The organism is Jannaschia sp. GRR-S6-38 (genome assembly GCF_029853695.1).
Taxonomy (GTDB): Bacteria; Pseudomonadota; Alphaproteobacteria; order Rhodobacterales; family Rhodobacteraceae; genus Jannaschia; species Jannaschia ovalis.
This window is the reverse complement of the sequence record NZ_CP122537.1, coordinates 2,005,499-2,018,136: the sequence shown is the minus strand read 5'-3', so window position 1 is coordinate 2,018,136 and position 12,638 is coordinate 2,005,499. Positions and strand designations below refer to the sequence as shown.

Here is a 12,638-nt window from a genome sequence, read left to right as displayed (position 1 = left end):
CGGATGCCGGCGCGCCGCCCCGGGGGGCGGCGCGAAGGCTTGGCGGACTTATCCTCAGCGCCGCACGGCGCGCACGACCCCGATCAGGATGCAAGCGCCGATGATGCCGACGATCAGCTGCGCGACGACGGTGGGCGAGGCCATGATCCCGAGGATGCCCAGCAGGAAATTGGCGACGATCGCGCCGACGATGCCGAGGATGATGTTGAGGAAAAGACCGGTATCGGCCTTCATGATCATGCTGGCGATCCAGCCCGCCAGGCCGCCCACGATGATCGAGGCGAGTATTCCGAGGCCGTTCATGTCAGAAATCCCTTCATGGTTGTGACGGGTGCAAAACGCACGCCCTGCAGGCGGGTTCCACGCCGCCCCGGGCGCTGGCGGCCGATTTGACCCCGGGCCGCGGCGACCCCATCTGAACCCCGTCCCCGGATCGGAGCGGCGCAGATGTCTGACAACCAGCGCACCTCGCTCAAGCTGTCCAAGGCGCGGCGCGACAACATGGCGGAATTCGACGCCCTGCCCCGCGCGCTGCGCGAATGGCTGGCCGAGGCGCGCCTGCCCTGGTCGCCTGCCTCGGCCCGGCGCGCCTGGCGCCGCGCGATGTGGAAGGGCCTCGGCCGGACCTCGAAGGCCGTGGCCTATATGAACGCGCTGGAGGACGCCCGGCTGGCCCAGGACGCCCTGACCCTGCAGCGCGAGGCCGAGATGAAGGCGGGCGCGGCGGCGAAGGAACGATAGGGTGGGGGGCGTCGTCTAGGCAACGGGCGTCCCGAAAGCCATGCGCCCGATGCGCGGGGCCGTCAGGCCCCGCAGGGCGCCCAAGTTCTCGGGGCGACGTCGGGCGCAACCCCTCGCCTCGCCCGGCCCCTCAGTCCCGCAACAGCTCGTTGATCGACGTCTTCGACCGCGTCCGCGCGTCCACCTTCTTCACGATCACCGCGCAGTAGAGATGCACGCCGCCCTTCGACGGCATCGAGCCCGCGACGACCACCGAGCCCGCGGGCACCTCGCCATAGGTCACCTCGCCGGTCTCGCGGTCGAGGATCTTGGTCGACTTGCCGATGAACACGCCCATGCCCAGCACCGAGCCCTCGCGCACGATGCAGCCCTCGACCACCTCCGACCGCGCCCCGATGAAGCAGTCATCCTCGATGATCGTGGGCCCCGCCTGCATCGGCTCCAGCACGCCGCCGATGCCCACGCCGCCCGACAGGTGCACGTTCTTGCCGATCTGCGCGCAGCTGCCCACCGTGGCCCAGGTGTCGACCATCGTGCCGCTGTCGACATAGGCGCCCAGGTTCACGAAGCTCGGCATCAGCACCACGCCCGGCGCGATATAGGCCGAGCGGCGCACGATGCAGTTCGGGACCGCGCGAAAGCCCGCAGTCTCCCAGGCGGCGGCGTTCCAGCCCTGGAACTTGCTGTCGACCTTGTCCCACCAGGTGCCGCCCTGCGGCCCGCCCGATTGCGGCGCCATGTCCTTGAGGCGGAAGCCGAGCAGCACGGCCTTCTTGGCCCATTGGTTGACGTGCCAGTCGGCGCCGCGCTTCTCGGCCACGCGCAGCTCGCCCTTGTCCAGCGCGTCGAGCGTCGCCTCGATGGCCTCGCGCGTCTCGCCGGTGGTCTGCGGCGTGATGCGGTCGCGGGCCTCCCAGGCGGCTTCGATGACGGGTTCCAGCTGCTCGGTCGACATGGGCGGCGATCCTCCGGGGGCGCGTTGGGGTTCGCGCGTCCTTAGCCGCCCGCCCCCGCCCCGGCAATCCCGCCGGGTCTCGCGCGCCGCCTCAGCCCAGCGGGTCGGGCGCCGGGTTGGCGCCGCAGACCAGCACGGCGACCCGCTCGCCCGGCGCGGGCCGGTAGGCGCCCGACAGAAGGCCCGCCAGCGCGCAGGCGCCCGCCGGCTCGACCAGCTGCCGCGCCTCCTGCCAGAGCACGCGCTGCGCCTCCAGGATCGCCGCGTCCTCGACCACGACCGCCTCCATGCCCCGCGCCAGCTCGAAGGCGATCGACCCGATCCGCTTGGCGCCCAGCGCGTTCGCCCCCACGCCTGACACCGGCACGTCGACCGGCTCGCCGGCTTCCAGCGCCGCATGCAGCGCGCGGGACAGGCGCGGCTCGACCGCGACGACCTTGCGGCGGCCCGCCCAATGCGCCAGCGCGCCCGCGATCAGCCCGCCGCCGCCCACGGCGACCAGCACCGTGTCGGCCTCCAGCCCCTGCGCGTCCCATTCGGCGAAGCAGGTGCCCTGCCCGGCCACGGTGGGCACCGCATCATAGGCATGGACCTGCATCGCGCCGGTCTCCGCCTCGTGCGCCCGCGCGGCCTCCAGCGCGTCGGCGTAAAGGCCCGGCACCACGTGGCAGGTCGCGCCCGAGCGTTCGATGACGGCGATCTTTGCCGGGCCCGCCACTTCGGGGACAAAGATATGCGCCGGATGGCCCAGCGCGGCGGCGGCGAAGCCCACGGCCGCGCCGTGATTGCCGCCCGACGCCGCGACCACGCCCGCCGCCGGTACATCCACCGAGAGCAGCGTGTTGAAGGCGCCGCGCGCCTTGAAGCTGCCGGTCAGCTGCATCTGCTCCAGCTTCACCTCGATGTCGTGCCCGCCAAGCGTCAGCCGCGCCACCGGCGTGACCCGCGCATGGCCCCGGATGCGGCTGCGTGCTGCGGCGATCTCGCCCTGCCAATCCATGATGCGTCCCCCCTCGCGGGCTGTTACACCGCCCCGACCCGCCGTGCCAAGGACAGCCCATGACCGAACAGGACCGCCGCCACCCGATGCGCCGCTCGCGCGAGGACGTCTCCACCGCCGAGGGCGTGCCGCAGACGCCGCAGACGCGCTCGCCCGCCTACCGGCTGGCCTATGCCGACGAGGATTTCCTCTGCCGCGAGGAGCTGCGCCCGGTCCGTCTGCAGCTGGAGCTTCTGAAGACCACGCTGCTTCTCGACGAGGCGGAGGTCGAGAGCACCATCGTGCTCTTCGGCGGCGCGCGCATCCCGCGGCCCGAACGCGCGGGCGACGCCCGCACGGCGACGCTGGCGGGCCTGTCGAAGCAATATGACGAGGCGCGGCGCTTCGCGCAGATGGTCACCGAGCGCAGCCTCGCGGACTCGGGCGGGCGCGAGAACGTCATCGTCACCGGCGGCGGGCCCGGCGTGATGGAAGCCGGCAATCGCGGCGCGGCCGATGCCGGGGGCCGGTCGATCGGCCTCAACATCGTGCTGCCGCACGAGCAGGCGCCGAATTCCTTCGTCACGCCGGAGCTCAGCTTCAACTTCCACTATTTCGCGATCCGGAAGATGCATTTCCTGACCCGCGCGGCGGCGATCTGCGTCTTCCCCGGCGGCTTCGGCACGCTCGACGAGCTCTTCGAGACGCTCACCCTGATCCAGACCGGCCGGATGGAGCGTGTGCCGTTTCTGCTCTTCGGCGAGGAATTCTGGCGCCGCATCGTCGATTGGGAGGCGCTGCAGGACGCGGGCACCATCGGCGACGACGATCTCGACCTGTTCCGCTTCGTCGAGACGGCCGAGGACGCGATGGCCTGCATGGATGACTGGCACCTGCCCCGCACCCGCCGCGACTTCATCCCGAACCGCGTCGAGGGCTGAGGCAACCGGGCCCCTCTTCCTCTGGCCGGACATACCTCGGGGGTCGTTCATCGTGGCGCCATCGGTTCGAGCCCGATGGACGACGGGCGGCGCCCCCGGCCCGCCCTAGCCGACGCGCCCCGCGACGGCCGCCTCGGCGCAGGCGGCGAGGCTCGCGAGCCCCACCTCCCGTCCCGACAGCGCGGGCCCGTAATGCGCATATTTGCCCGAGTCGGTCAGCACCCGGCGCGCCGTGGGCGGAAAGACCGGCTCCGAGATCGAGCACCAGCAGAGATCGGGCAGCACCGTGACCCCCGCCGCCTGCAAGGCCGCGAGCGTGCCGTCGCCCGACAGCTCCGCCAGCGTGGCGCGGCCCAGCGTCAGGATCACCCGGGTCCCCTCGGCCCGCCGCCGCCCCACCATCAGCGCGGCGAAGCCCCGGGCCTCCGCGGCCGAGGCATGCGGCGAGCCCAGCGCCACCAGGTCCACGGGCCCCGGCGCCAGCGCCAGCTCGGCGCGCGCGGCGGCGAAATCCGCGGGGCCGATCAACACGCGGTCGGCGCCCGCGCGCGGTGCGAGCCCGGCTTCGGGCGTGATGCCCGCGATATGCAGCATCGGCGCCGCCGAGGTCGTCCCGAACGCCGCGCAAAGCGCCTTCAGGTCGTCGGGCGACGGCGCCGTCCCCGCCAGGCCTTCGAGGCGCGGGATCCGGTCCGGCGCCGCGCGGCCCGCGAGCCAGCCCAGAAGCGGCCAGACCGCGCCGTCGGCGGGCTCGGGCAGCGTGACCTCCAGGATCCGCGCCGGCGCGCGCGCGGCCTGCAAGTAGACCCCCGCCTCGGGCGCGCGCCCCGTCACGGCGATGCACAAATCCATGAAATCGGCATGCTTGATCGTGCGCGCGCCCAGCACCGAATTGGCGTAGATCACCGCGTTCGATTCCGCCCAGGCGATCACTTCGCCGGGCGCGGGCGGGGTTTCCAGCAAGTAGGGCGCGCAGGTGAAGCTCGGCGCCGCGCCCATCCGGACATAGGCGTCGGCCAGCCGCTGCGCCGGGCCGCCGAACGCCTCGGGCACGCCCTGCTCGCGCCAGTTCGCGTGGTCGACCGAGATTGCGTTGGTCGTGGTCGGGATGCGGACCCGCGCGCCCAGATCGGCCATCCGCTCGGCGAAGGTCAGCATCGCGGGCGCGGCGTAGATGCAGCCGTCGATATGGCCGCGCGTCACCCCAATCAGCCGCCGCGCGCCCTGCGCCACCGCCATGGTGGCGACGATCCGCATCGCCAGCGCCGCGGACTCGCCCTCGGCGCCCTCCAACATCGCGCGGTCCGCGTCCGAGAGCTGCAGGCCCGCCGGATCGGCCCGGAGGAGCGGCAGGCGCGACCCGTCCGCCGTCAGCGTATCGTCCGCGATCCGAACATGGCCGGCGGCGGCCACGCGGTCCCAATCCGCCGCGCCCAGCCGCACCACCGGCAGCGCCCGCTCGAACAAAAGCCCCGCCACCAGCGCGCCCAGCGTCAGAACGTCCTCGCCCTCGCGGAAGATCAGCGCCGCCGGGGCCCGGCCGGTGAGCGCCAGGTCCAACAGCACGCCCGACCCGGTGCAGGACCCGCGCGAGGTCGGCATCAGCACCACGCGCCCCGCCAGCTCCGCCCCCGCCTGCGGGTGGTGCGCGTCGACGATGCGCCCCGTCGCCGGGTCGACCCCGCCCCAGAAGCTCAGCCCCTCGGTGCAGGCGAGAACCGGGCCCTCGGCCGTGGCCGGGACGATCAGATCGGCCATGCGTGCCCCTTCATTCCAGCAGGTAGTCGACGAATTCGGTGCGCTGCAGCGCCCGCAGGTTGTCGTCGGAGATCATCGTCGCGCGCAAGCGCCCCGCCGCGTCGCGCCAGACGGCGAGCCCTTCGAGATTGTCATGCGCGCGAAGCGCGGTCTCCAGCTCCAGCCGCTCGTCGCCGCCCGACAGATCGAAGCTGCGCAGCCGCGAGCGGAAGCCCACCAGCGCAAAATCCCGCTCCAGCAGGTACAGCCGCCCGTCCGGGCCCACATCGGCCCCCGCCACCAGGAACCGCCCATCGCGGCGCAGCGCGAAGGCCTCGTCCCAGGCGCCATCCCGGAAGCGCCAGACCGGGAAGGGCCGCGCCAGGCTCCCCGACCGCTCGGGGATCGCGTAGAGCGTTCCCGCGGCATCGGCGGCCAGCGCCTCCAGCCCGGAATTGGACCCGAGATCCTCGAACGCCTCGGCCTGCGGCATCCGCTCGGCCGCTTCGGCGAGGTCGGGATGGCGCATCACCCGGTGCAGCCCCTCGAAGGCCACGAACCAGGTGTCGCCCACGCGCGCGATCGCCTCGGCATCGCTTTCGTCCCGGCGCAGCGCGTCCCCGTCCGACCGCAGGAGCCCGCCGCGCTCCGCGACCGCGACGCCCGACACCGCGCCCTGCCCGTCGCGCGCCAGCGCGCCGCGCACCCAGCCGCCGCGATCGGACAGCGCGACGAAGCCCGCCCCGTCGGGGGCGAGCCACAGCGCCGAGAAGCCGCCCGCCCCGTGCCAGTCGGGCCGCCAGGTGTGGCTGCCCAGATACTCGGCCGCGGAGAGGGGAAGGCTTCCTAGCGCGAGGACGCAGAGAGCACGGAGGAGCATTGCTGCGGCAGGTCCGCGAGCGTCAGTTCGCGCCGCGGCCGGGGCGGGGGCGCGTTCGGGTCGGGCGGCGGCGGGTTGAGGATATTGGCCACCCATTGCCGCGCATCCGCGCAGCCGTCGCCGGGCGGCGGCGGGTCCTGGTCCACGCAGCCGCGGGCCCCGCGCGGACAGGCGATGCGCACATGCATGTGGTAGTGATGCCCGTACCAGGGCCGCACCTTGCGCAGCCAGGACCGGTCGCCGGTCTCGTCCTCGCACATCTGCACCTTGGCGCCGGGGAAGATGAAGATCCGGGCCGTGCGCGGGTCCTGCGCGGCGCGCTTCACCAGCTCGTGCTGGCCGCGGCTCCAGTTGGAATTGACATAGGCGCCCTCCGCCCGGCGCATCGAAACGGCCGAGATCTCCTCGCGCTGGCGGCGGCTCAGCGTCATGTCGGTCGCCGGGTAGAGCCAGATATCGGCGTCGAGCCCGATCTGGTGGCTGCGGTGGCCGGTCAGCATCGGACCGCCGCGCGGCTGGCTCAGATCGCCCACATAGATGCCGCCCCAGCCGATCCGGTCCATGTGCCGGCCGATATCCTGCACCAGGTCGACCAGCTCCGGATGGCCCCAGTTGCGGTTGCGCGACAGCCGCATCGCCTGCCAGCTCGGGCCGGTCTCGGGCAGCTGCACCAGCCCCGCGGCGCAGCCCTTGGCATAGCTGCCGAAGGGCTCGGCCCGCTGGGCCGAGGGCCGCGACATGGCGCCGAATTGCTCCTTGGCGAGCTGGGCCTGCGCGGCCCCGGCGAAAAACAGCGATATCAGGCAGATGAGGGCTGTGCGGACCATGCGGCGTGTTCCCCTTCCGGTTTGACCCAAGCTAGCAGGATCAATCCGGCGATGAACAGGCCCGCGATGGGCAGAATCCCCAATTGCTGACTTCCGCTCACCAGCGTCACCCAGCCGATCAGCATCGGCGCGAGGAAGGCCGTGGCCTTGCCCGCCAGCGCATAGAGCCCGAAGCCCTCGGTGATGCGCGCGGGGTTGGCCTGGCGCACCAGCATCGTCCGGCTCGACGCCTGGAGCGCGCCGCCCGCCGCGCCGATCACCGCGCCGATCACGTAGAAGGCGATGGTCGGCAGGGCCGAACCCTCGGGCACCGGCAGGCCCAGCACCGAGCGCGGCGAAACCGTGACCACGAGGCAGGTCACCACCAGCAGCGTGATCACGCAGAAGATGATCACCGGCTTCGGCCCCCGCGCCCGGTCGGCGCGCCCGCCGGCCCAGGCGAAGATCGCTCCCGTCACGGCGGCCAGGATCCCGAAGACGCCCACGTCGATCACCGACCAGCCGAGCACGCCCACGGTGTAGATGCCGCCGAAGGTGTAAAGCCCGTTCAGCGCGTCGCGATAGAGCATCGAGGCGCCCAGATAGGCGCTGAAGCCCGGCGTGCGCGGCAGCTTCTTCAGCGTATCGGCCAGCGTCCGCAGCGCCCGCGACAGCGGCAGCGCCTGCCGCGCCGTCCGCACCGGCCGCACCCAGAGGAAGAAGGGCACCATGAAGACCGCGTACCAGAGCGCCGCGAAGGGCCCGACGAAGCGCGTGCCTTCGCGCGTCTCCGGGTCCAGCCCCAGCAGCGGCGCGATGCCCAGCAGCGTCACCCCCGCCGCGTTCTCGGCGAAGAAGAGCAGCATCACCACCAGCGCCAGCACGCCGCCCACATAGCCCAGCGCCCAGCCCGAGCCCGAGATGCGCCCGATCTCGTCGCGCGGGCCCAGCGTCGGCAGCATAGCGTTGGTAAAGATCGTGGCGGATTCCATGCCTACCAGCCCGATGCAGAAGGCCGCGAGGATCAGGAGCACCCCCTCCGCCCCCGGCACCGCGAACCACAGCGCCGCCGCGCCGATCACGTAGAGAAGCGAGAAAAACCAGATCCAGGCGAGGTGCCGCCCCGACGCATCGGCCAGCGCACCCAGAACCGGCGCCGCGACGGCGATGGCGAGCCCCGCCAACCCGATCGCGAAGCCCCACATCGACTGCGCGGCCACCGGGTCGCCGACCACGGTCGCGAAATAGGGGCCGAAGATGAAGGTCAGCAGCAGCGTGTTGTAGGGCTGGCTGGCGAAGTCGAACATCATCCAGCCGCGCACGCGCTTCTTCAGCGCCACGCTGGTATCGACGCCCACGGGCGAGGCCACGCCGCTCGCGGCGGTTCCGTCGGTCATTCCTTGCTCTCCCCAAGCCTGCCGGACCTTAGGCAGGGCTTGCGGGGGCGCGCAACGCCCGCGTGACAGGGCGCGGATCGGGACGGCGCCCGCCTCGGTGCCCGGATCGGCGACGGTTCAGGCGGCGTGGGGCGGGCGATGAGCCTCGGGCAGGGCCTCGGGCGGCCAGGGACGCGTGCCCTCGGCGGCGATCCAGGCCGCGACCCAGGCGGGCAGGCGCGGCGGGTCGCCCTGCCAGCCTAGCTCGGCCAGCACCTCGCCCGGCGGCACCGCCTTGCGGTCGGCAACCACCGCCGTGCGCAGCAGCGCCTCGGAGGTGCAGGTGCCGCCCACCCACATCGACTGCACGATATAGACGAAGCGGTCGTCCCAGCCGGCGCAGCGGGTCCGCATCTCGATGCGCTGGAAGGCGGTGACGCGCTTGCGGTAGCGCACGCTCGCCCCCGCGACGGCCAGGCCCCAGCCGCGCCGCTTCAGCGCCGCCATCAGCCCCATCCGCACCCCGGCCCCGAAGCGCCCGAGGTCATAGAGCGTCAGGATCCGCCCGTTGTTGAGCTCAAGGAACCCGTCCAGGTCCCAGGGCCAGCAGCGGTGGTGCGAGACATGCGTGTCCAGCGGCGCCATCTTGGGCGCGCGGCGGGCGGCGAGGGTCTGCCAGATCAGGCGGGCGAACGGGTACATGGGGGGCGAGGTGGGTCGCGGTGACGCGCGCGTCAAGCGAAACGACGCGTCAGGTTGCGGGGGCGGGCCGCACTGCCTAGATCACGGGCACCGCAACGAGAGGCCCGCGCATGACGTCCCTGCTCCAGATCCTGATGATGCTGCTCTCGGTCGCGCAGACCATCATCATCATCCACATCATCATGTCGTGGCTGATCAATTTCGGCGTTCTGAACCTGCAGCAGCCGCTGGTCGCGCAGATCTGGGATGGGCTGAACCGCCTGCTCGAGCCGCTCTACGGCCCGATCCGGCGCGCATTGCCCAGCATGGGTGGGCTCGACCTCGCGCCGCTGATCGTGATCCTGGGGATCTTCGCGCTCCGCACCGTGCTCATCAACAACGCGACCGCCTTCTACTGACCCCTCAGGAGGTCTCGATAGCGGCCGGCCGGCAGGCGTCGCAGGCGACATGCCCGCCGCGCTGCGCCGCGGCCTGAAGCACGAATCCCAGGAGCATCGCCAGCAGCAGCACGGCGAGCTTGAGGTTCGAGATCTCGGCTTTGGTCATGGCGGCCCCTCCTGAACCGGTCGGTTCATTCTGACCCGGCCCGCACCCGCTTGCAAATCACGGGCCCGTGACGGCAACGTCGCCCGCATGGAGAAGATCAGCACGCACGAGGCCGAGGAAGACGCGCGCAACGCGGCGATCCTCATCTGGGTGAACGGCACGCTCAAGCCCCGGCCCGAGGCCGTGGTCAGCGTCTATGACAGCGGGTTCATGCTGGGCGACGGCGTCTGGGAGGGGCTGCGCCTCTACGATGGGCGCTGGACCTTCCCGGACGAGCATATCGCCCGGCTTTTCGAGGCGGCCAAGGCCATCGACCTCGATATCGGGATGACCCCCGACCAGGTGATGGCCGCACTGGAGGAGACCCGCGCCGCCAACGGGATGGTGACCGACGCCCATGCCCGCCTGATGGTCACCCGCGGCGTCAAGCGCCTGCCCTTCCAGCACCCGCGCCTGTCGACCCAGGGCCCGACCATGGTGATCATCATGGAGCATTCGCGCCCGAAGATCCCGCGCCCCGTCAAGCTCGCCACCGTGCCGCATCTGCGCGGGCTGCCGATGACGCAGGACCCCAAGCTCAACTCGCATTCCAAGCTCAACTGCATCCTCGCCTGCATCGCCGCCGAGAAGGCCGGCGCGGACGAGGCGCTGATGCTGGATATCCACGGCTTCGTGAACACCACCAATGCCTGCAACTTCTTCATCGTCCGCCGCGGCGCGGTTTGGACCTCGACCGGCGATTACTGCATGAACGGCATCACCCGGCAGAAGGTCATCGACCTCTGTCACGCCAACGGCATCCCCTGCCACGAGCGCAATTTCTCGCTCGTGGACACCTACGGCGCCGACGAGGCCTTCCTCACCGGCACCTTCGGCGCGCAGACCCCCGTCGGCGAAATCGACGGCCGCATCATCGGCCTCGGCGAACTGGGCCCCGTCACCGAGCGGATCCGGGGCCTCTACCGGGAGCTGGTGGGGGCCTGAGGCCCCCGCACCGCCCCCTATTCGAAGACGACGCTGACGACCGGGTCGCCGGGCAGGCCGACATAGCGCGCCTCGGCCCGGCCGTTCGCCTTGGCCGGCGGCATGAGGGGCCCGATCGAGCCCACGCTGATCAGATCGCCCGGCTTGAACACGATCTCCTTCGACATCAGCCACAAAGCGGCGTTCACGGGATTGCCGAGCACGGCAGATCCCTGCGCCGAGGACAGCACCTCCCCGTCGGAGGCGGTCACCGTCACCGTCATCGTCTCCAGCGCCGCCAGCATCTCCGCGGCGTCGTCCACGGGAATGGCCGCGCCCAGGACGCCCAGCTTGGCGGCGACGCCATTGGCCGTCAGGGTGATCGCGTTCACCGGCTCGTCGGTCGCATAGGACACGTCGGCCAGTTCGAGGAAGGGATGCACGGCCGAGATATGCGCGATCGCCTCCTCCGCCGAGGATGCCTGGTTGATCGCGTCGCTGCCGACCACCAGGATCAGATCCGCCTCGAAGACGGGACGGGCGCCGAATTGCGCGGCGACGGCGGCGCCGTTCTCCAGCAACATGTCCCGGTAGAGAACGCCGTGGACGGGCTCTGACGCGCCGAACCGCTCCTGCGCGGGCGCGCTGGTCAGGCCGGCCTTGTAGCCGATCACCGGGCCCATCTCCTGCGTCAGCATCGCCACGACCTTGGCCTGCGTGCAAAGCGCGTCCTCCATCGTGCCGCCCGCCGCGAGCGCGCGGGTCGGCTGGGCCGCGAGGAACCCGTCCACGTAGGCCGCCACCTCCGCGTCGGTGGCGCATTCGGACATGGCCGCTGTCGCGAGCAGCGGGAGCGCGACGGCGCTCAGGATCGTGGCTTTCAATCGGGACATCCTGTCCTCCTCCTGTCGTCGAAACGAGAAATCGTAAGACCAGCCTAATCGCGCTCCGCGGCCCGGGCATTGACCTGCAACAGGCCGGATCGGGGGGCGTGACGGGCGGTGGAGGGGCAAGGGCGGTGTGGGGTCGCGCCGTCGGTCACGCGCGCAAAGGCGCGCCCTCTCGCCCTAGGCCCGGCCGCGCGCCCCTTGAATGGGGTCGTCTCGCCTCAGATCGGGTCCGGCAGCGGCGGGATCTGGCGCAGATACAGGATCACCGCCTTGAGGTCGTCTTCGGTCATCCGGCTGTAATAGCCGAACCCCATCGGCGGCATCATCGGCGTCCCGTCCGGGCGGGTCGCGGTGGTGATCATCTGGATCAGCTCCGCGTCGCTCCATTTCGCGATCCCGTCCTCGGGATGCGGCGTGAGGTTCGCGGAAACCGAGGTCCCCCAGGGGCCGTGGAACGTGAACCCCCCGGCCCCGAGCTGGTTCATCCAGTCCGGGCCCATCGGCCCCATCGGGCTGTGGCACTCGATGCAATGCGCCACCGGCCCCGCGAGATATTCGCCATAGGCCACCGTCACGCCTTCCTCGGGATGGGGGACCCCTTCGACGGGCGGGCCGTAGGCCGGCGGGAGCGGAATGTTGTACACGCTCTCGCCCGGATCGTTCTCCACGGCGGGCACGCTGCGCAGATACATCACGATCGACATCACATCGTCGTCCGACAGCCGGCTGTAGAGCACGATCGGCATCGGCGGTCCGATCACCCGCGTCCCGCCCGGCGTGATCCCCTCGCGGATCGCCCGGGCGAGTTCGATATCCGTCCAGTCCTTCACCCGGCCACCGGGCGTGATGTTGGCCGAAATGGCGGTGAAGCCGGGTGTCTCCTCCACCAGGCGGCCCGCCAGGTTCATCTCCATGATCGGTCCCTGCGGTCCCATCGGCGTGTGGCAATTGCCGCAGGCGGCCGGACCCTCGACGAGGTATTTGCCGCGTTCGAGCGATGGTTCGGCCAGCGCTCCGGTTCCGGACAGGATCGCGACGATCGTGAGAACGCGGATCTTCATGGGCTTGCCCTCCCCTGGTGGCACCACAATGCGCCCATTGCCGAGTCGAACCAAGCTCTCA

The 12,638-nt window shown here is 71.4% G+C and carries 15 protein-coding genes; 4 read left to right on the top strand and 11 right to left on the bottom strand.

Annotated elements, in window-relative coordinates:
* Positions 1 to 54 precede the first annotated feature (54 nt).
* Entirely contained in the window at positions 55 to 303 is a 249-nt protein-coding gene (locus P8627_RS10275) for a GlsB/YeaQ/YmgE family stress response membrane protein (RefSeq protein WP_279964009.1), read from the bottom strand.
* Between the two features lie 144 nt (positions 304 to 447).
* On the opposite strand from P8627_RS10275, the gene P8627_RS10270 reads away from it, so the two are divergent.
* Complete coding sequence (locus P8627_RS10270) at positions 448 to 741, top strand: DUF6525 family protein (RefSeq protein ID WP_279964008.1); 294 nt, start codon at positions 448 to 450, stop codon at positions 739 to 741.
* Positions 742 to 871: 130 nt separating this feature from the next.
* Here the strand turns inward: P8627_RS10270 and dapD are convergent, their stop codons facing one another.
* Entirely contained in the window at positions 872 to 1,696 is an 825-nt protein-coding gene (gene dapD / locus P8627_RS10265) for a 2,3,4,5-tetrahydropyridine-2,6-dicarboxylate N-succinyltransferase (RefSeq protein WP_279964007.1), read from the bottom strand.
* A gap of 91 nt (positions 1,697 to 1,787) precedes the next feature.
* Complete coding sequence (locus tag P8627_RS10260) at positions 1,788 to 2,696, bottom strand: threonine/serine dehydratase (RefSeq protein ID WP_279964006.1); 909 nt, start codon at positions 2,694 to 2,696, stop codon at positions 1,788 to 1,790.
* A gap of 59 nt (positions 2,697 to 2,755) precedes the next feature.
* On the opposite strand from P8627_RS10260, the gene P8627_RS10255 reads away from it, so the two are divergent.
* Positions 2,756 to 3,616 (top strand): LOG family protein, encoded by an 861-nt coding sequence (locus P8627_RS10255; protein WP_279964005.1) that lies wholly within the window; start codon positions 2,756 to 2,758, stop codon positions 3,614 to 3,616.
* Between the two features lie 105 nt (positions 3,617 to 3,721).
* Here P8627_RS10255 and lhpI read toward each other — a convergent pair whose 3' ends face one another.
* The 5 genes from lhpI to P8627_RS10230 form a co-directional block, all read right to left on the bottom strand.
* Positions 3,722 to 5,374, bottom strand: coding sequence for a cis-3-hydroxy-L-proline dehydratase (gene lhpI, locus P8627_RS10250; protein WP_279964004.1), 1,653 nt, complete (start codon positions 5,372 to 5,374; stop codon positions 3,722 to 3,724).
* Positions 5,375 to 5,384: 10 nt separating this feature from the next.
* Positions 5,385 to 6,233 carry an esterase-like activity of phytase family protein gene (locus P8627_RS10245; RefSeq protein ID WP_279964002.1) on the bottom strand — a complete coding sequence of 283 codons (849 nt, stop codon included), beginning with the start codon at positions 6,231 to 6,233 and terminating at the stop codon, positions 5,385 to 5,387.
* Complete coding sequence (gene mepA / locus P8627_RS10240; protein WP_407932980.1) at positions 6,200 to 6,973, bottom strand: penicillin-insensitive murein endopeptidase; 774 nt, start codon at positions 6,971 to 6,973, stop codon at positions 6,200 to 6,202. Before mepA ends, P8627_RS10245 begins: the two co-directional genes overlap by 34 nt.
* 59 nt (positions 6,974 to 7,032) lie before the next feature.
* Positions 7,033 to 8,436: an MFS transporter gene (locus P8627_RS10235; protein WP_279964000.1), complete on the bottom strand. Its 1,404-nt coding sequence runs from the start codon at positions 8,434 to 8,436 to the stop codon at positions 7,033 to 7,035.
* Positions 8,437 to 8,553: 117 nt separating this feature from the next.
* The gene (locus P8627_RS10230) at positions 8,554 to 9,117 is read right to left on the bottom strand and encodes an acyl-CoA thioesterase (RefSeq protein ID WP_279963999.1); all 564 of its coding nucleotides are present in this window, start codon (positions 9,115 to 9,117) and stop codon (positions 8,554 to 8,556) included.
* A 110-nt stretch (positions 9,118 to 9,227) separates the two neighbouring features.
* Between P8627_RS10230 and P8627_RS10225 the strand changes: the two genes are divergently transcribed.
* Complete coding sequence (locus tag P8627_RS10225; protein WP_279963998.1) at positions 9,228 to 9,515, top strand: YggT family protein; 288 nt, start codon at positions 9,228 to 9,230, stop codon at positions 9,513 to 9,515.
* A gap of 4 nt (positions 9,516 to 9,519) precedes the next feature.
* Here P8627_RS10225 and P8627_RS10220 read toward each other — a convergent pair whose 3' ends face one another.
* Positions 9,520 to 9,663: a hypothetical protein gene (locus P8627_RS10220; protein ID WP_279963997.1), complete on the bottom strand. Its 144-nt coding sequence runs from the start codon at positions 9,661 to 9,663 to the stop codon at positions 9,520 to 9,522.
* Positions 9,664 to 9,750: 87 nt separating this feature from the next.
* Here P8627_RS10220 and P8627_RS10215 point away from each other — a divergent pair, with 87 nt between their 5' ends.
* On the top strand, positions 9,751 to 10,647 hold the full coding sequence (locus P8627_RS10215; RefSeq protein WP_279963996.1) for a D-amino acid aminotransferase: 897 nt from the start codon (positions 9,751 to 9,753) through the stop codon (positions 10,645 to 10,647).
* A 17-nt stretch (positions 10,648 to 10,664) separates the two neighbouring features.
* Here P8627_RS10215 and P8627_RS10210 read toward each other — a convergent pair whose 3' ends face one another.
* Positions 10,665 to 11,519 (bottom strand): 2-keto-4-pentenoate hydratase, encoded by an 855-nt coding sequence (locus tag P8627_RS10210; protein WP_279963995.1) that lies wholly within the window; start codon positions 11,517 to 11,519, stop codon positions 10,665 to 10,667.
* Positions 11,520 to 11,734: 215 nt separating this feature from the next.
* Positions 11,735 to 12,577: a c-type cytochrome gene (locus P8627_RS10205; RefSeq protein WP_279963994.1), complete on the bottom strand. Its 843-nt coding sequence runs from the start codon at positions 12,575 to 12,577 to the stop codon at positions 11,735 to 11,737.
* Positions 12,578 to 12,638 lie beyond the last annotated feature (61 nt).